At 71.1% G+C, this 18,353-nt stretch carries 14 protein-coding genes; 6 read left to right on the top strand and 8 right to left on the bottom strand.

Features of this window, described 5'->3' with window-relative positions; genetic code table 11:
- Positions 1–59: 59 nt before the first annotated feature.
- From PSESU_RS02495 to PSESU_RS02485, 3 genes are read left to right on the top strand one after another with little or no spacing between them, the layout of a single operon-like run.
- Positions 60–689 (top strand): CDP-alcohol phosphatidyltransferase family protein, encoded by a 630-nt coding sequence (locus tag PSESU_RS02495; protein WP_013534190.1) that lies wholly within the window; start codon positions 60–62, stop codon positions 687–689.
- A complete protein-coding gene (locus PSESU_RS02490; RefSeq protein ID WP_013534189.1) occupies positions 686–1,297 on the top strand; it encodes a lysophospholipid acyltransferase family protein in 612 nt (203 codons plus the stop codon). The genes PSESU_RS02495 and PSESU_RS02490 overlap by 4 nt, the downstream gene beginning before the upstream one ends.
- Before the next feature lie 15 nt (positions 1,298–1,312).
- Complete coding sequence (locus tag PSESU_RS02485) at positions 1,313–2,284, top strand: phosphatidate cytidylyltransferase (RefSeq protein WP_013534188.1); 972 nt, start codon at positions 1,313–1,315, stop codon at positions 2,282–2,284.
- Between the two features lie 18 nt (positions 2,285–2,302).
- Here the strand turns inward: PSESU_RS02485 and PSESU_RS02480 are convergent, their stop codons facing one another.
- From PSESU_RS02480 to PSESU_RS02465, 4 genes are all read right to left on the bottom strand, one after another.
- On the bottom strand, positions 2,303–4,423 hold the full coding sequence (locus PSESU_RS02480; protein WP_203415174.1) for an amylo-alpha-1,6-glucosidase: 2,121 nt from the start codon (positions 4,421–4,423) through the stop codon (positions 2,303–2,305).
- A 9-nt stretch (positions 4,424–4,432) separates the two neighbouring features.
- Complete coding sequence (locus tag PSESU_RS02475; RefSeq protein ID WP_013534186.1) at positions 4,433–5,509, bottom strand: glycosyltransferase family 4 protein; 1,077 nt, start codon at positions 5,507–5,509, stop codon at positions 4,433–4,435.
- A gap of 325 nt (positions 5,510–5,834) precedes the next feature.
- Positions 5,835–8,549 (bottom strand): phosphoenolpyruvate carboxylase, encoded by a 2,715-nt coding sequence (gene ppc / locus PSESU_RS02470; protein WP_013534185.1) that lies wholly within the window; start codon positions 8,547–8,549, stop codon positions 5,835–5,837.
- A 126-nt stretch (positions 8,550–8,675) separates the two neighbouring features.
- Positions 8,676–11,201 (bottom strand): alpha/beta hydrolase family protein, encoded by a 2,526-nt coding sequence (locus PSESU_RS02465; protein ID WP_013534184.1) that lies wholly within the window; start codon positions 11,199–11,201, stop codon positions 8,676–8,678.
- Between the two features lie 290 nt (positions 11,202–11,491).
- On the opposite strand from PSESU_RS02465, the gene ahcY reads away from it, so the two are divergent.
- Entirely contained in the window at positions 11,492–12,937 is a 1,446-nt protein-coding gene (gene ahcY / locus PSESU_RS02460; RefSeq protein ID WP_013534183.1) for an adenosylhomocysteinase, read from the top strand.
- 76 nt (positions 12,938–13,013) lie between these two features.
- Here the strand turns inward: ahcY and PSESU_RS02455 are convergent, their stop codons facing one another.
- Together PSESU_RS02455 and PSESU_RS02450 are read right to left on the bottom strand one after the other, a co-directional pair.
- Positions 13,014–13,796, bottom strand: coding sequence for a hypothetical protein (locus tag PSESU_RS02455; RefSeq protein ID WP_013534182.1), 783 nt, complete (start codon positions 13,794–13,796; stop codon positions 13,014–13,016).
- Positions 13,797–13,934: 138 nt separating this feature from the next.
- On the bottom strand, positions 13,935–14,492 hold the full coding sequence (locus tag PSESU_RS02450; protein ID WP_041763780.1) for a DUF3228 family protein: 558 nt from the start codon (positions 14,490–14,492) through the stop codon (positions 13,935–13,937).
- A gap of 171 nt (positions 14,493–14,663) precedes the next feature.
- Here PSESU_RS02450 and metF point away from each other — a divergent pair, with 171 nt between their 5' ends.
- Both metF and PSESU_RS02440 read left to right on the top strand, forming a co-directional pair.
- Positions 14,664–15,488: a methylenetetrahydrofolate reductase [NAD(P)H] gene (gene metF / locus PSESU_RS02445; protein WP_013534180.1), complete on the top strand. Its 825-nt coding sequence runs from the start codon at positions 14,664–14,666 to the stop codon at positions 15,486–15,488.
- Between the two features lie 46 nt (positions 15,489–15,534).
- Positions 15,535–16,305, top strand: coding sequence for a hypothetical protein (locus tag PSESU_RS02440; protein ID WP_013534179.1), 771 nt, complete (start codon positions 15,535–15,537; stop codon positions 16,303–16,305).
- Positions 16,306–16,317: 12 nt separating this feature from the next.
- On the opposite strand, the gene PSESU_RS02435 is transcribed toward PSESU_RS02440, so the two are convergent.
- Positions 16,318–17,712 (bottom strand): HAMP domain-containing sensor histidine kinase, encoded by a 1,395-nt coding sequence (locus tag PSESU_RS02435; RefSeq protein ID WP_013534178.1) that lies wholly within the window; start codon positions 17,710–17,712, stop codon positions 16,318–16,320.
- Positions 17,669–18,352 carry a response regulator transcription factor gene (locus tag PSESU_RS02430; protein ID WP_013534177.1) on the bottom strand — a complete coding sequence of 228 codons (684 nt, stop codon included), beginning with the start codon at positions 18,350–18,352 and terminating at the stop codon, positions 17,669–17,671. The genes PSESU_RS02435 and PSESU_RS02430 overlap by 44 nt, the downstream gene beginning before the upstream one ends.
- Position 18,353: the final 1 nt, after the last annotated feature.

The following is an 18,353-nucleotide window of genomic DNA, read 5'->3' as shown; positions in this document are numbered from 1 at the left end:
GCCTGCTCCGCCGACGACCGGCGGCTGCTGCAACCATTCCCCTGCGCTAGGATCGACGCATGAGTCAGGACGACGATCGCAGGCCACTGGCCTCAAGGAACACCGGCTGGGCGCGGGCCATCGCTGCCGCCCTCGCCCGCTCCTCCATCACCCCCAACCAGATCTCGGTGGCCAGCGTGCTGTTCGCCGCCGCCGGCGCGGCCGCCCTGCTGCTGTTGCCTGCCCCCGCTGGCCCGCTGCTCGCCGCACTGGGCATCCAGCTGCGCCTGCTGTGCAACCTGTTCGATGGCATGGTCGCTATCGAGGGCGGCAAGCAGACAGCGACCGGCGCCCTGTACAACGAGTTTCCCGACCGCGTTGCCGACTCGCTACTGATCGTCGCCCTCGGCTACGCGGCCGGCCAGCCCTGGCTGGGCTGGTGCGGTGCCCTGCTGGCGGCGCTCACCGCCTACATCCGCCAGACCGGCGCCGGCCTTGGCCTGGGCCACGACTTCCGCGGGCCGATGGCCAAGCAGCAGCGGATGTTCGCCATGACCGCGGGCTGCGTGCTTGCGGCGCCATCGCCATGGTGGCCGTTTGCCGCGCGGATGCTCGAGGTGGCGGCGATGGTGATCGCGCTGGGCTCGCTGGCCACCTGCATCACCCGCACGCGTGCGATCGCCATAGCGCTGCGCGGACGCGCCCCGTGATCGACGCCCTCCTCGTCGCCGCCAGCAAGGCGCTGGTCGGTGCGTATCCGCGCTGGATCGGCTGCGCTCCCGAACCGCGGCAGCGCATCTACTTCGCCAACCACGCCAGCCACCTGGACACGGTGGCGCTGTGGTCGGCCCTGCCACCCGCGCTGCGCCGGCAGACCCGCCCCGTGGCCGCGCGCGACTACTGGGGCAAGGGCGCGCTGCGCCGCCTGGTCGCCGGCCGCGGACTCAATGCGGTGCTGATCGACCGCAACCGCGAGCAGCCCGGCGCCGATCCGCTGGCGCCGCTGCGCGAGGCGCTTGAGCGCGGCGACTCGCTGATCCTGTTCCCCGAAGGCACGCGCAATGCGGAGCTTGAACTGCTGCCCTTCCGCGCCGGCCTCTACCACCTGGCCGCGCAATACCCCCAGGTGGAACCGGTGGCCGTGTACCTCGACAACGCCCGCCGCAGCATGCCCAAGGGCAGCCTGCTGCCGGTGCCGCTGATCTGCACCGTGCGCTTCGGCGCGCCGCTGCCGCTGCTGCCGGGCGAGGACAAGGCCGGCTACCTGGAACGCGCGCGCGAAGCGGTGCGCGCGCTGGCACCGGCGACCACCTGGTAGGGACACACGACCGCCATGGATACCCTCGACCTCAACGGCTTCCTGCGCAGCGCCCTGGCCCTGGCGCCGCAGCGCTTCTGGTGGCTGATCGGCGGCGTGATCGGACTGCTGGTGCTGGCCACGCTCATCGGCACGCTGCTGGCGCGCAGCCGTCCGGGACCGGTGGTGGAGAACCTCAACGCCCGCATCCGCGCCTGGTGGGTGATGGCCGCGGTGCTGCTGGTGTGCTTCCTCGCCGGCAAGATCGCCACCCTGGTGCTGTACGGCCTGCTTTCGTTCCTGGCCCTGCGCGAGTTCCTCACCCTCACCCCGACCCGGCGCGGCGACCACCTGTCGCTGTGCCTGTGCTTCTACATCGCCATCCCGCTGCAGTACTTCCTGATCGGGATCGAGTGGTACGGCCTGTTCGTCATGTGCATCCCGGTGTACGGCTTCCTGCTGTTGCCGGCAGTGGCCGCGCTGCAGGGCGACACCACCGGCTTCCTCGAGCGCACCACCAAGGTGCAATGGGGCCTGATGCTGACGGTGTACTGCCTCAGCCACGCCCCCGCGCTGATGCTGCTGAAGATCCCCGGTTACGAAGGCCAGAACCTGCTGCTGCTGTTCTACCTGCTGCTGGTGGTGCAGCTGTCGGACGTGCTGCAGTACGTATTCGGCAAGCTGTTCGGACGCACCCTGCTGGCGCCGCAGGTCAGCCCATCCAAGACCGTGGAGGGCCTGGTCGGTGGCGGCCTGGCGGCGACCGCGGTCGGCGCGGCGCTGTGGTGGGCGACGCCGTTCTCGCCGCTGCAGTCGGCGGGGCTTTCGGCGCTGATCGTGCTGTGCGGCTTCCTCGGTGGGCTGGCGCTGTCGGCGGTCAAGCGCAGCCTTGGCGCCAAGGACTGGGGCGAGATGATCGAGGGCCATGGCGGCGTGCTCGACCGCCTCGACTCGGTGGTGTTCGCCGCCCCCGTTTTCTTCCACGTGGTGCGCTACGGTTTCCAGTAGGGCTGCGGCGGGGCGGACTCACATTCGTACCGTTACCCGTACGCCTTCTGACCCGAACGCACGCGCGGCCACCACGCGTCCGCCGATGCGCTGGAAGGCCAGGTCCATGCGGGTATCGCCGACATCCAGGGATTCCACCCGCAAGCCGTCCACGCCCGGCGGCAACTGAGGATGCGTGATCACCACCTCCCGCGCCGGTGCATCGATCTCCAGGCCCAGGCAGGCCTGCAGCAGCATGAACACCGAACCGGCCGCCCAGGCCTGCGGCGTGCACGCCACCGGATAGGCGATCGGTGGTTCGCCCGCGCTGCGCGGGAAACCGCAGAACAGCTCGGGCAGGCGCATGTCGAAATGGGTCGCCGCCTCGAACACCTCGCCCAGCAGCCGCGCGGCCTGGCGGCGTGCACCATAGCGGGCCATGCCTGCCGCGCACAGGGCCACGTCGTGCGGCCATACCGATCCGTTGTGGTAGGACATCGGGTTGTAGCGCGGCTGGTCGCTGGCCAGGGTGCGCACGCCCCAACCGTTGTCGAAGCGCGGCGAAGCCAGCTGCGCGACCACCCTCTGCGCGCGTTCGGGCGCCGGCAGGCCGACGTACAGCAGGTGGCCCGGATTGGAGGCCAGCACCCGGCACATGCGCCCGGCGCCATCGCGGGCCAGCGCGTAGAAGTCCAGGTCCTCGTCCCAGAAGCGTGCCTCCACGGTGGCGCGCAGGCGATCCGCCCGCGCCGCCCATCCGGCGGCGGCGATCATGTCGCCGCGCTCGCGCGCCAGCGACGCCATCGTCCGCAGCGCTTCCCAGGCGTAGCCCTGCACTTCGACCAGGGCGATCGGGCCTTCCGGCAGGCTGCCATCCGCATGGAACACCGAGTCGCCGCTGTCCTTCCAGCCCTGGTTGGACAGGCCGCTGGCCTCCCCGCGCGCGTATGCCAGCAGGCCGTCCGGGTCGGCATCGCAGCTGCGCTCGATCCAGCCGGCCGCACGCTGCAGCGCCGGCCACAGCTGGTCGATGAAGGCGCGGTCGCCGGTGCGGCGGAAGTAGCGCCCGGCCAGCACCAGGAACAGCGGGGTGGTATCGACGCCGCCGTAGTAGAGGCCGAACGGGATCTCGCCCAGCGCCGCCATCTCGCCCTTGCGGGTCTCGTGCATGATCTTGCCGGGCGCCGAATCGCGGAAGCTGGAATCCTCCGCGGCCTGGCGCTCGGCCAGGTAGGCAAGCACGCCGCGCGCCAGCCCCGGATCCAGCCACAGCATCTGCAGCGCGGTGATGATCGCGTCGCGTCCGAACGGCGTGGAGAACCAGGGGATGCCGGCGTACGGGTAGCGACCGGTCGGCAGGTCGCTGGCCAGCAGGGCGATATCGGTGCGCGAACGCTCCACCCAGGCATCGAACAGCAGGCCGCCGCCGCGCAGGCGTGCACCGGGGCGCCGGCGCCCGTGCAGCGCCCGCCGCGCCTGGGCCATGGACCGGCGATGGCGGGTGGCTTCGGGCTGCCCGACCTCCGCCCCCGCTTCCAGGTACAGGGTGACGTGCTCGCGCGGACCCAGCTCCAGGTCGAACCGGGCCATCCCACCGTCGAGTGCCGTCGGTGCCTGCGAGAAGGCGATCACCGTGCGCCGCTCCACGCCATCAAGCCCCGCGTAGCGCAGGACCACGCGATCGGCCTGCGCGAGTACCTGCGGATAGCTGCCGCGGTGCGCACGCTGCATGCCGCGCACCTCGAACATGTCGAGGAAATCGGCGCCGAACTCGATCGTCAGCGGCAACGACACCTGCACCCGGTCGTAGTTGGAGCAGGCGATGCGCTCGTGCAGGCGACCCTGCCACAGGAAGCGCGAGCGCTCGACGTGGATCACGCCCTTGCCCGCCGCCACGCTGTCGCCGATCGGCGGCAGCGGGCGGTTGGTCAGGTGCGCGGTGAATACCACCCGGTCGTGCGCGGTGGCCGCGCCCAGCAGCGTCAGCGGCTCGCCGTCGATGCCCAGCCGCAGCCGCGACAGGATCCGGGTGCCCTCGTGGAACAGGCCGTCGGCCACCTCGTCGCCGTGGATGTCGCCGGAGGCATCGCTCACCAGGAAGCTGTCGCCGTCCTTGAGCGAGTAGCCGCGCTGGCGGCTGGCCGGAAGCGTGCGTGCCATGCGCATGGCTCAGGCCCTGCGCTGGAACGCGTCGCCATCGTTGGCCGCGCCTGCCTCCGGCGCCACCAGGCGGCGGTACAGGTCGAGGTAGCCGCGGGCCATCACCGTGGACGAGAAGCGGCGTTCGAACACCCGGCGGATCGTCGCGCGGTCCAGTTCCGGCAAGCGCTCGACCGCCGCCACCGCCTCGTCCATCGACCCGACGATGAAGCCGGTCACGCCATCCTCCACCACCTCGCGCACCGAACCGTTGTCCCAGGCGATCACCGGCGTGCCACAGGCCATGGCCTCGATCATCACCAGGCCAAACGGCTCGGGCCAGTCGATCGGGAACAGCAGCGCGGCGGCGTGGCCGAGGAAGCCCGGCTTGCGTGCATCGTCGATCTCGCCGATGAACTCCACGCCCGACGCGTCCAGCATCGGCTCGATGCAGTCATGGAAGTACACCGCGTCGGCGGCGTCGACCTTGGCGGCCATGCGCAGCGGCACCCCGGCGCGAACGGCGATGTCGATGGCGCGATCCGGGCGCTTCTCCGGGGAGATCCGTCCCAGGAACGCGAGGTAGTCGCCACGCGGCGACTCCGGCGGCTGCAGCAGGTCGGCGGGCAGGCCGTGGTGCACGGTGCCGATCCAGTTGGCGAAGCGCAGCGGCTGGCGCTGCTGGGCCGAGATCGACACCAGCGGGTAGCGCGGCCACAGCCGGTAGGCCTCGGCCAGGCCGGCCAGGTCCAGGCGTCCGTGCAGGGTGGTCAGGGTGCGCCCGGCCAGCTCCTCGAACATCGGGAAGTGCAGCAGGTCGACGTGGAAATGCAGCACGTCGAACTCGCCGGCGCGGCGCCGCACCTCGTGCAGCATGGCCAGGTGCGCGGCGACGTCGGACTTCAGCGGCTGCGGATCCAGGCGCAGGGCCTGCCCGCGCGCCGGCACCAGGCGTGCGCGGGTGCGGCTGTCGCCGCTGGCGAACACCGTCACCTCGTGGCCGAGGTCTACCTGGGCGTCGGCCAGGTAGGCGACGATGCGTTCGGTGCCGCCATACAGGCGCGGCGGCACGGCTTCGTACAGGGGGGCGATATGGGCGATGCGCATGCCGGCACCCTCAGCAGCGCCGGATGTCCCGGCCGCGGGCCGAGCGCCCGCGGGCATGGTGGCAGGTGATCGACGTTGTGGCGTTCATTCGTGCTCCTCCTCGTTGCGGTCGCCGGCGGCAAGCCACGGGCCACGCCCGCGACCCGGGAGGACGCGGGCAACGCAAAGGGACTCACGGCCAGCATCGTCGACCGGCCCGGAAAACCCACGGGTGGACGATGGGAGGGTGTCTCCGCGGCCGGCCGTGGACGCCGCCGCAGCGGGCAGATAGGGCCGGCGACCAGGCTTTCAAGGGGCCACCCGGACGCTGCCGGGCGCCCTGGCCTCAGCCGGTGTTCTGCACGCCCTGGGAAACGCCGTTGACGCTCGCCACCAGCGCGCGCAGCAGGTCGTCGTCCTCGCGGCCGCTGGCGCGCCAGCGCCGCAGCAGGTCGGCCTGGAGCACGCTGATCGGGTCCACGTACGGGTTGCGCAGGCGGATCGACAGGGCCAGCCGCTGGTCGTGCTGGAGCAGGAACTCGTGGCCGTTGAGGCGCAGCAGCCACTGCCGGGTATGCGCGTGCTCGTCGCTGATCCGCGGGAAGAACTCGCCGTGCAGTTCGTCGCCGGACAGGCGCGAGAACATCTCGGCGATGCCCATGTCGCCCTTGGCCAGGACCATGGCCAGGTCGTCGAGGAAGGTGCGGAAGAACGGCCAGTCCGCCGCCATCTCCCGCAGCACCTCTTCGCCGTGCTGCTCGGCGGCGGCCTGCAGGCCGCTGCCGACGCCATACCAGCCCGGGATCACCGCGCGCGCCTGGCTCCAGGCGAACACCCATGGGATCGCGCGCAGGTTGGACAGCGCAGCGTCCTGGCCCAGCCGGCGCGAGGGCCGCGAGCCGAGGGTCATGCGCTCGATCACGTCGATCGGGGTCGCGCTGCGGAAGTAGTCCATGAAGCGCGGCGCACCGACCAGGGCCCGGTAGGCCACGCTGCTGGCCTCGGCCACCGTATCCATCACCTCGCGCCAGCGCGCCTCGCGCGGCTCCGGCGGACGTGGGCGGATGCTGGAGACCAGCACCGCGCCGGTGGTCTGCTCCAGCGAACGCAGGGCCAGGGCGCGGATGCCGAACTTGCGGTGGATCGCCTCGCCCTGCTCGGTCACGCGCAGGCGGCCGTCGACGCTGCCGCGCGGCGATGCATCGACGGCGCGGGTGGTCTTGCTGCCGCCGCGGCTGAGCGAACCACCGCGGCCGTGGAAGAAGGTCAGGCGGATGCCGTGCTCCTCGGCCACCTGCAGCAGCTCGACCTGGGCGCGCTGCAGGCTCCAGCGCGAGGCGGCGATGCCACCGTCCTTGCCGCTGTCCGAATAGCCGAGCATCACCATCTGCACGTTGCCACGCGCCTGCAGGTGTTCGCGGTAGACCGGATCGGCGAACAGGTCGCGCAGGGTATCCGGGCCGTGGTGCAGGTCGTCCACGGTCTCGAACAGCGGTGCGATGTCCAGCGGCACGCGCCCGGCCTCGTCGACCAGTCCACCGCGGCGGGCCAGGGCCAGCACCGCGAGCACGTCGGCGCGGCTGCGCGCCATGCTGATGATGTACGCACCCAGCGCATCGGCACCGTGGCGGCGGCGGGCATCGCCGAGGGCCTGGAACACGGCGTCCAGGCGCTTGTTGCCTTCGTCGCCGGCCTGCGGCAGCGGCTCGCCCTCGCCGGCGTGGCCGGCGAGGATGCCGGCCTGCTCGACCGGATCGCGGCCTTCCCACTGCTCGTCGCCCAGCGCCGCGGCGATCGCGCGCGCATGCACGGTGGACTCCTGGCGCACGTCCAGCCGCGCCAGGTGGAAGCCGAACGTGCGCAGGCGCCACACCAGGCGCCGCACCGAGAACCAGCCGGCGTGCACGCCGCGGTTGTGCTCCAGGCTCTTGCGGACCAGGTCCAGGTCCTGGGCGAACTCGTCCGGCGAGCCGTAGCCGACCGCCTGGTCCTCGAGCGTCGCCAGCAGGCGCGCGCGCATCAGTTCCAGCAGCAGGCGGTACGGCATGTCGGCATGCCGTGGGCGGCTGCTGGCCGCGGCCTGCGGCAGCAGCGCGCGGTACTGCTCCAGCCGCTCGAACACCGCCTCGTCGACCCCGGCCACGCCGGTGCTCTGGGTCAGCACGCTGGCCAGCTGCTGCAGCTCGGCCGCGTACTTGCCGAGGATCGCGCGGCGCTGCGCGTCGAGCGTGTTGCGGATGGTGGTGGCGTCGACGTTGGGATTGCCGTCCATGTCGCCGCCGACCCAGGTGCCGAAGCGCAGCAGGCGCGGCAGTTCGCTGGCGATGCCGAAGCTCTCGCCCAGCGCATGCTCCAGCGTCTCGTAGAACGCCGGCATGATCCGGTACAGCACTTCGGTCAGGTAGAAGCCGACATGCTCGCGCTCGTCGTCCACGGTCGGGCGCACCGGGGAGGAGTCGGCGGTCTGCCAGGTCGAGGTCAGGGCCATGCGGAAGCGCGCCAGGTCGGCGGCGCGTTCGCCCGGGGTGCGGGTGCCGTCGAGGTCGTCGACCAGGGCGGCGACCATGATCTGTTCCTTCTCCAGCAGCGCGCGGCGCACCGCCTCGGTCGGATGCGCGGTGAACACCGGCTCGATATCGACCCGCTCCAGCCACTCGAGCAGCTCGGTCGGCTCGACGCCGGCCTTGCGCAGCCGGCGCAGGGCATCGTGCAGGCTGTCCGGCTGCGGGGTGTCGCCACCGGTGCGCTGGTAGTCGCGGCGGCGACGGATGCGGTGCACGCGCTCGGCGATGTTCACCACCTGGAAGTAGGTGCTGAACGCACGCACCAGCGCCTGCGCATGCGCCGGCTCCAGTCCGTCCAGCAGCTGCGCCAGCGACTGGATGTCGCTGCCATTCTGGCGCCGCGCGATCGCGGTGGTGCGGACCTGCTCCACCTCCTCGAGGAACGCGGGCGACTCCTGCTCGGCGAGCATGTCGCCGACCAGCGCGCCGAGGCGGCGCACGTCATCGCGCAGGGGAAGATCCGGTGGAGCGAACTCGAGGTTGCGGGGAGCGTTCATCGACACGCGCACGGCTCTGCTTTGACCAGCGACCCGGCAGCTTAGCCGGGTGTTGTGCGATGCCGCAAAAGTTTCAGCAGTATCGGAAACAAAGCGGCCGGCGCCTGGCCGGCCGCTTCTTCACGCTCAACGCCCGCCGGCCGCCTCCGGCTGCGGCTGCGGCTGGCGCACGTACTTCTGCAGCCAGTCGTCGCTCTCGGCCAGCATGTGCAGGATCGACTCGCGGGCGCGGTAGCCGTGCGACTCGTTCGGCAGCATCACCAGGCGCGCGGTTCCGCCCAGGCCCTTGATCGCGGCGAACATGCGCTCGCTCTGGATCGGGAAGGTGCCGGAGTTGTTGTCCTGCTCGCCGTGGATCAGCAGCAGCGGATCCTTGATCCGGTCGGCGTGGTCGAACGGCGACATCGCCTGGTAGGTCTCCTGCGCCTGCCAGTAGTTGCGCTCCTCGGACTGGAAGCCGAACGGGGTCAGGCTGCGGTTGTAGGCGCCGCTACGGGCGATGCCGGCCTTGAACAGGCGGGTATGCGCGAGCAGGTTGGCGGTCATGAACGCGCCGTAGGAATGGCCACCGACCGCGACCCGCGACGGATCACCCACGCCGCGGCGGGCCAGCTCGTCGATCGCCGCCCGGGCGCTGGCGGTCAGCTGCTCGACGTAGGTGTCGTTCGGCTCGGCATCGCCCTCGCCGACGATCGGCATGGACGGATCGTCCAGCACCGCGAAGCCGCGCGCCAGGAACGGCAGCGGGCCCCAATAGCTGACCCGGTTGAAGCGGTACGGCGAATCGGTGACCTGGCTGGCGGCCTGCGCGGACTTGAACTCCTGCGGATAGGCCCACATCAGCACCGGCAGCGGACCGTCGCGCCGGGCGTCGTAACCGGCCGGCAGGTACAGGGTGCCGGTCAGCTCCACGCCATCGGCACGGCGGTAGCGGATCTGCTCCTTGCTGATGTCGCGCAGCTGCGGGGTCGGATGCGGGAACGCAGTCAGCGCGCGCAGCGGCTCGGCGGCGGAGGCGTCGCGCACGTAGTAGTTGGCCGGTTCACGCGGCGATTCGCGGGTCAGCAGCAGGCGCGTGCCGGTGTCGTCCAGCACCGCGTACGGGGCCTCGTAGTACGGAGCCTGCGAGTGGAAGAGTCGCTCGCGCTTGCCGGTGGCCAGTTCGTAGCGGTCCACGAACGGACGGTCGCCCTCGGGCGAGGCGCCGTCGCCGAGCAGGAACAGGCTGCCGCCGTCGGCGCTGGTGCGCAGGCGCTGGTGGCCGCTGTCCGGATCGGTCAGGGTCGAGGGCTGGCCGGGGTCGGCGTAGCGGTCCTCGAAGGAACGCTCGAACATCAGCTCCGGCGCCCTGCCCGGCTGGTCCGGGAACAGGCGCCAGGTGCGCAGCTGGCGGGTCTTCCACCAGTACTCGTCGAGCACGGCCAGGTCGCCACGGCCCCAGGTGATGTCGGCCAGGCGCATGGCCAGGTCGGCCAGCTTCACCGGCGCGGCGTCGAACGGCGCCGGCTGCACGAACACGGTGTCGCGCACCGCGGCCTCGCGCGCGGGGTCGCCACCGTCCTGGGCCTCGACCCAGGCCAGGGTCGCCGGGGCGTCGGCACGCCAGTGCACCGAACGCACGCCGGTACGCACGGCATCGTTTCCAGTCGGCAGGCCTTCCACCAGCGGCAGGCGGGCAACGGTATGCACCGGCTTGCCGTCGCGGGCATCAAGCACCTCGACCACCTGCGGGAAGCTGCCCACCGGGACCAGGTAGGAGAACGGGCGCTCGACGCGGCGCACCAGCAGGTACTGGCCATCCGGCGAGGCCGAGGCGGAGGTGTACAGGCCCGGCGCGCCGAGCGGCGTGACCTTGCCAGCGACATCAACCCTCGCCAGCTGCGACAGGAGGTAGTGCTCCAGGGTCTGGGCGTCGGCCTCGTTGCGCAGCAGGTCCTGGTAGGTGCGGACCGAACGCACGCCGGCACCGGCCTGGGTCTCCTGGATCGCCGGGCCGGTCGGCACGCCGTCGGCCGGCGGCAGCGGGCGCGCCTTGGGGCTGCGCAGGTGCACCAGCAGGCCACGGCTGCCCGGCAGCCAGGCATAGCCGCGCCCGCCGATGGTGTTCAGGCCGCTGGCCACGCGCCTGGCCTTCGCCACGGCGGTATCGACCAGCCACAGCTCGTTGGCGCCGCTGGCGCGGTCCAGGCGGTTGAAGGCCAGCCAGCGCTGGTCGGGCGACCAGGCCAGTCCGGCCAGGCCCAACGGCTGCGGCAGGCCGGCGATGCGGCGCTCGGCACCGCTGGCCACGTCGACCAGCCACAGGTCGGAGCCGAGGGAGAACACGCTGCGCGCATGCACCTGCGGATGGATGCGCAGGCCACCGAGCTTGAGCTCAGGCTGCGCGACCACGTCGATGCCCGGCAGGTCGGGCACCTGGACCATCGCGGCGATGTCGCGCTTCGGCCCCAGGGTCAGCTGCGGCGCGCGCGGCGCGTCGACGATGGCCTGCAGTTCGGCCACCGGGGTGCGGTAGCCGGATTCGCCGGCGGGCTGCGCCTGGGCAAGCGCCAGCGACGGCACCAGCAGGGTCGCGGCGAATAGCAGGGAGCGGCCGGCACGGCGGCCGAGGCGCGGGAGCCAGGCATGGCTGGCGGTGGAGCGTAAGGACATCGGGGGTTCCCCAGGTGAGGCAGCCTTCCCTGATAGCAGCTGCGCGCGCCTGGCGCCAATGACACAAGTCCCGGTCCGGCCTCTCGGCGGCCGCGTGGCCGGTTCATCCCCCGATCCGGACGGCCCGATATAATGCGCCGGCGCCGTCGAGGGGCGCTGCGACCATGGAATGCGCGGACACTCCGCCACCGCCCGCCCTGCGGGCCGGGATCCTGGCCAGGCTCGACGCGCTTCACCGCGACAACGGCGCCCGGACCACTGGGGATTCCCCCCTCCTCCGGAGCATTGCAATGAACGCCGTAGCACAGACCTCCCCCGCCACCGCGCCGTACAAGGTCGCCGACATCTCCCTGGCCGACTGGGGCCGCAAGGAGATCGACATCGCCGAGCACGAGATGCCGGGCCTGATGTCGATCCGCCGCAAGTACGCCGCCGCGCAGCCGCTCAAGGGCGTGCGCGTGACCGGCTCGCTGCACATGACCATCCAGACCGCGGTGCTGATCGAGACCCTCAAGGACATCGGCGCCGACGTGCGCTGGGCCTCGTGCAACATCTTCTCCACCCAGGACCACGCCGCCGCCGCGATCGCCGCCACCGGCACCCCGGTCTTCGCCTGGAAGGGCGAGACCCTGGAGGAGTACTGGGACTGCACCCTCGACGCGCTGACCTTCACCCTGCCCGACGGCACCCTGACCGGCCCGGAGCTGGTGGTGGACGACGGCGGCGACGTCACCCTGCTGATCCACAAGGGCTATGAGCTCGAGCAGGGCGACGAAAGCTGGGTGAATTCGCCCTCCGGCTCGCACGAGGAGCAGGTGATCAAGGACCTGCTCAAGCGCGTCGCCGTCGAGCGCCCGGGCTACTGGACCCGCGTGGTCGCCGACTGGAAGGGCGTCTCCGAGGAGACCACCACCGGCGTGCACCGCCTGTACCAGCTGGCCGAGGCCGGCAAGCTGCTGGTGCCGGCGATCAACGTCAACGACTCGGTCACCAAGAGCAAGTTCGACAACCTGTACGGCTGCCGCGAGTCGCTGGCCGACGGCCTCAAGCGCGCGATGGACGTGATGCTGGCCGGCAAGGTCGCCGTGGTCTGCGGCTATGGCGACGTGGGCAAGGGTTCGGCGCACTCGCTGCGCGCCTATGGCGCCCGCGTGATCGTCACCGAGATCGATCCGATCTGCGCGCTGCAGGCGGCGATGGAAGGCTTCGAGGTCGCCACCGTCGAGGACACCCTCGGCCAGGCCGACATCTACGTCACCACCACCGGCAACCGCGACATCATCACCCTCGAGCACATGCAGGCGATGAAGGACCAGGCCATCGTCTGCAACATCGGCCACTTCGACAACGAGATCCAGGTCGATGCGCTGTACGCTTCCGGCGCGGCGAAGACCAACATCAAGCCGCAGGTGGACAAGTTCACCTTCCCCTCGGGCAACAGCATCTTCCTGCTGGCCGAAGGCCGCCTGGTGAACCTGGGCTGCGCCACCGGCCACCCGAGCTTCGTGATGTCCAACTCGTTCTCCAACCAGACCCTGGCCCAGATCGACCTGTGGGAGAACAAGGGCAAGTACGAGAAGGTGGTCTACCGCCTGCCGAAGAAGCTGGACGAGGAAGTCGCGCGCCTGCATCTGGAGAAGATCGGCGTGAAGCTGACTAAGCTGACCCAGGGCCAGGCCGACTACCTGGGCGTGCCGGTCGACGGCCCGTTCAAGCCGGAGCACTACCGCTACTGAGCCGCGTCCCCGGACAAGGCTGCGACAAGGAACGGGCGCCGCGAGGCGCCCGTTCTGGTTCCAGCGCCGCGAAGCCTCAGGCCTGCTGCGCGAGTGCCGAGCCGGGCATGGAACGCTGCCCGGTGGTCGGCGGCGGTCCGGTCACGGGCGCGGACACCGGCGGAATGGTGGCCGGCGCAGGCATCTCGGAGGTGGAGGCCGGCGGCACGGCGGTTTTCATCGCGATCGAGCGGATCGCGTCGGACACCGCGCGCAGCGGTACCCGCTCGGACAGGCGGCGGAAGGTGTCGCGGCTGTCGTAGCCGGAACCGTCGGTGAGGTAGGCGTCGTACATCTGCAGCAGCTCCTGGCAGGCCGACGCCAGCGAGCGCTGGCTGCCGGCGGCCAGCGCCTTGCCGACGCGGTCTAAGGTGTGCAGGCAGTCGGACAGCCACAGCAGGTCGTAGCGCGCCTTGCTGTGCTCGGGGCCGTAGTGGCCGCGGGTATAGGCGCTGTAGTCGCGGATCGCGGTGGCCACCCGGGCCACGTGCTCGAACAGGGTGCCGATCTCCCCGGAGATGTCCAGGCAGTCGATCATCACCGTCGGCACCGGCCGCTCCGATGGCTCGGCCTCGCTCTCCTCCTGGGAGCGGCGCAGGGCGACGTACTCGCGCTGCAGGGCCTCGAACTGCAGGGCCACGGCGCTGGCCTTCTCCTCGCTCCGGCGCAGCGCGGCGCGGTAGCGGTCCATCCGGTCCTGGGCCACCCCGTGCGCCTCCTGCTCGCGCCGCAGGCGCCGGGCGGAGACGACCGCCAGCACGGTGGCGCACAGGGCCCACACGGCGAGGACAGTCATCAGGATGATCGGGAAGATGCTCATTGCGCTGGGTCGGCCGTGGGAGTGGTCACGCCGGTCCGGGGCACGCCCGGGCCACCAGTCCGCAGGGCTGGCACCGTTAGATCGGCCGCGCGCGGCCAATCCTGAGCCCGGATTGGAGACCGGCCCCCCTGCACCCGGTCAGGGCCGCCAGTTGGCGTTGTTCTCCCAGAACTCCACGGCGCGGCGGTAGGCCTCGCGGTCCAGCGGAACACCGGAGCCGCCCTCCTCCACCCCCAGGGCGTTGCGCATCATGGTGATCGGCGCCATCGGGATCTCCTCCGGCTCCTGGGTATAGAGGCAGCCGACGATGCCCCAGTCGCCCTCGATCGGGCTGCCTTCCTTCGCCAGCTGTTCGGCGCTGTACAGGATCGGCACCAGGTAGTTGGCCACCGGCGGTTCCACCCCCTCGAACCAGCGCACCAGCACCGGCAGCTCCTCGCGGCTGCGGGCCTCGTAGGCCGAGCGCAGCAGGTGCCGGTTCCCGTCGGTGACCGGCACCGTCAGGCAGCGGGTGCTGGTCCAGTTGCGGTGCACGTGCAGCTTGCAGAACGGCGCGTAGCCGTCGATCACCTTCAGCGGCGCGTGCGCGTTGAGGTAGCGCTCGAATTCCTCGGCAGTGCAGTCACGGATGGTGTTGCCACGCGGCTGGCGCGGGAACAGGCGGGTACGGGCGAAGGGGGTCATGACGATGCGCATGGCTCATTTTGGGCCGTGATTGGTGATTCGTCATTCGTGATTGGTGATTGGTGATTCGAAAAAGCGGGTGCATGCGCCGGGGCCCGCCGTGGCTCCCCAATCACCAATCACGGCTCTACCCATCCATCGCGATAAAGAGATATGATTGCGGTGCCCCACGGAAATGCCGCGATGACGCCGATCAGTTTCGAGTTCTATCCACCCAAGACCGACGAACAGCGCGCGCAGCTGGACCGCGCCGCCGCGCGACTGGCGACGCGCTCGCCCGAGTACGTGTCCTGCACCTTCGGCGCCGGTGGCTCCACCCTCAGCTACACCGCCGAGACGGTCCGCCACCTCAACCAGCACCACGGCTTCGACGCAGCGCCGCACCTGTCCTGCGTGGGCGGCAACCGCGAGGAGATCCGCGAGCTGCTCAAGCTTTACCGCGCGATCGGCTGCCGCCGGATCGTCGCCCTGCGCGGCGACCTGCCTTCGGGCATGGGCCATCCCGGCGACCTGCGCTATGCCGCCGAACTGGTCGAGCTGATCCGCGCCGAGCATGGCGACCGCTTCCGCATCGAGGTGGCGGCCTATCCGGAAACCCATCCCCAGGCCGAGGACGCGCTGGCCGACCTGCGCCACTTCAAGGCCAAGGTCGATGCCGGCGCCGATGCCGCGATCACCCAGTACTTCTACAACGCCGACGCCTACTTCCGCTTCGTCGACGACGCGCGCCGGCTGGGCGTGGAGGTGCCGATCGTCCCGGGCATCATGCCGATCTCCAACTTCACCCAGCTGCGGCGCTTCTCCGAGGCCTGCGGCGCGGAGATCCCGCGCTGGATCACCAAGAGGATGCAGGCCTTCGGCGACGACGCCGTGGCGGTGCGCGAGTTCGGCGCCGACGTGGTCGCCGACCTGTGCCGGCAGCTGGTCGCCGGCGGCGCGCCAGGGCTGCATTTCTACACGCTCAACCTGGCCCGGCCGACCGAAGCGGTGCTGCAGCGGCTGGCCTGAACGGCCGTCGCTTCCCGTACACGGGCACCCCGGATAGGCTCGCCGCATGTCCCGGCGAACCCTGCTCCTGCCCTGCATTGCCCTGGCCCTGTTGCCGCTGTGCGATCCGGCGCCGGCCTCGGCGCAGGGCGTGCGCCGCTGCACCGACGCGGCCGGGCGCAGCGTGTTCACCGATCAGCGCTGCAGCGACCTGGGCGCGGTGGAACGGGTGCCGGAAGGAGCGCAGGCCTACAGCGCCGCGCCGATGAACATCACCGGCGCGGTCGCGTCCCCACGCGGACCGTCACCGGGTGGCTGCCCGCGCACGCCAACCCAGCTGGCCAGCGAGCTCGGCCGGGCCCTGATCGCCCGCGACAGCAACCGCCTGGCCAGCATGTACGACTGGAGCGGCGTTTCCGGCACTTCGGCCAGCAAGGTGCTGGGGCGGCTGGAGCAGCTGGCCGCGCGCCCGCTGGTCGACATCGCCCCGGTACTGGCCGAGGTCGCGCCGGCACCGCCCGTGCCGGCGGTCGAACCGGTGCCCGAGCCGCTGCTGGCCGAAACCGGCGAGCCCCCGCAGCCCGAGGCCTCGCGCTGGCTGCCCGACTGGATCCGCGTGGCGCCGGCGGACAGCAGTGCCGGAGCCGGGACGCCAGACGATGGACCGTTACTGGCCCAGGAGGAAGCGGTGACCGTGGCCTCGCTGGCGCCTGAGGCCCCACCGCCGCCACGCACGGTCGGGCTGCGGGTCGAGCAGACCCTGCCCGGCTCGGCTACTCCGGCGCGTACCGTGTTCGGGATGGAACGCCGCTACGGCTGCCTCTGGCTGAGGTTCTAGCCGGCGCGGCGCTCAGCGCCGGCCACCCCCGCCGAAGGCCAGGGTCGCGACCACGCCGGTCTGGCCGTCCTCGCGCGGACGCACGCTGACCTCCCAGCCGTACAGCTCGCACAGGCGGCTGACGATGGACAGGCCGATGCCCGCGCCCTGCGAATGCCCTGCATGGGTGCCGCGGTAGCCGCGACGGAACAGGCCGTGCGCATCCTCGGGGCTGAGGCCCGGGCCGGTATCGATCACCTGGACCGCGTCGTCGCCCAGCTTCACCACCACCTCGCCGGACGGCGTGTACTTGACCGCGTTGCCGATCAGGTTGCCCAGCGCCACCGACAGCGCGGCCTCCGGGGCCTCGACCACCAGCCCGCCCTCCTCGCCCTGCAGGTGCAGCTCCAGGGACTTGCCGCCGAGCTGGGCGCGGTGCGATTCCAGCAGCTGCTCGGCGACCACGGCCACGTCGCTGCGGCCCTGGCCGCGCTCGTTGCGCGACAGCAGCAGCAGCGAGCCGATCAGGTCGCTGCACTGCTGCTCGGCACGCTGGATGCGCAGCAGGCGCGCACGGGTGCGCTCGTCCAGGTCCTGGCGCGAGAGCAGCAGCTCGACCGCGCCCTTGATCACCGCCAGCGGGGTGCGCAGTTCGTGGCTGACGTCGGCGTTGAACTCGCGGTCGCGCTGCACGACCTCGGTCAGGCGCGTGGCGTAGTCGTCCAGCGCCTCGGCCAGCTGGCCGACCTCGTCCTCCGGGAAATGCCCGGCCAGCCGCTTCGGCTGGCTGCTGCCGCGGTAGGCGCGCAGGCGTGCGGCCAGCTCGGTCACCGGGCGCATGACCCGCGATGCCGACCACCAGCCGATCAGCAGCGAAAGCCCGCTGAACAGCAGCAGCGAGGCGAACAGCGCGCGCTTGAGCTGGGCTTCGCCGCGCAGCGCCTGGGTCATGTCGTAGGCGAGGAAGAACCACTCGTCCGGGGTCTTGCGCACCGCCAGCTTGTAGGCGAACGGCTCGCCATCCTCGTCGCTGCCGACGATGTTGTGGATCCCGTCGGGCAGCTCGTACCAGTCCGGTTCGTCCTGGCGCAGCTGTTCGAAGTCCTCGCGCTTCACCACCCGCCCGTACATCTGCTGCACCGGCAGGTCCGGGTTGCGGGTCGGGTCGACGTAGAACCTGCGCGCGTACTCGTTGATGTTGCGGTTCATCACGTCCTCGACCAGCTGGCTCTCCACGCGCTGGCGCGCGTAGTCGGTGAGGAACGCGAACAGTGCCGTCAGGCCGGTGCCCAGCAGCAGGAACGAGAGGATGATGCGGGTGCGCAGGCGCCGCCGGAAGCGACGCGGCCGGCGGCGGCCCTGGGGGCTTTCCGCCGGCGTGGGGTCAGTTGCCACCTTCGGGGGCTGCGATGCGGTAACCGATGCCATGTCGCGTCTGGATGTAGGGGGTGGCGAACGGCTTGTCCACCACCGCCCTCAGCCCGTGGATGTGCACCCGCAGGGAATCCGAATCGGGCAGTTCCTCGCCCCACACCCGCGTTTCCAGTTCCTGGCGGGTGACCACCGCCGGCGAGGCCTCCATCAGCGCCTGCAGGATCTTCAGCGCGGTCGGGTTGAGCTGCAGCAGCCGGCCCTCGCGCCGCACCTCCAGGGTGTCCAGGTTGTATTCGAGGTCGCCGGTGTTGAGGACCCGGGTCTGCACGCCCTTGCCACGGCGGGCCAGGGCATTGAGCCGGACCTCGACCTCCTGCAGCGCGAACGGCTTGATCAGGTAGTCGTCGGCGCCGGAGTCGAAGCCGGCGAGCTTGTTCTCCAGGCTGTCGCGGGCGGTGAGCATCAGCACCGGGGTCTGCTTGCGCGCTTCGTTGCGCAGCTTGCGGCAGACCTCGATGCCGTCCATGCCCGGCAGGTTCAGGTCCAGCACGATGGCATCGAAGTCGTGGACCACGGCCAGGTGCAGGCCGGTCACGCCATCGGCGGCGAAATCGACCGTATGGCCACGGTCCTCGAGGTAGTCGCCGAGGTTTGCGGCGATGTCGCTGTTGTCTTCGATGACGAGGATGCGCACT

This window comes from Pseudoxanthomonas suwonensis 11-1 (assembly GCF_000185965.1).
Classification (GTDB): Bacteria; Pseudomonadota; Gammaproteobacteria; order Xanthomonadales; family Xanthomonadaceae; genus Pseudoxanthomonas; species Pseudoxanthomonas suwonensis_A.
This window is presented reverse-complemented; position numbering and strand designations above follow the sequence as displayed.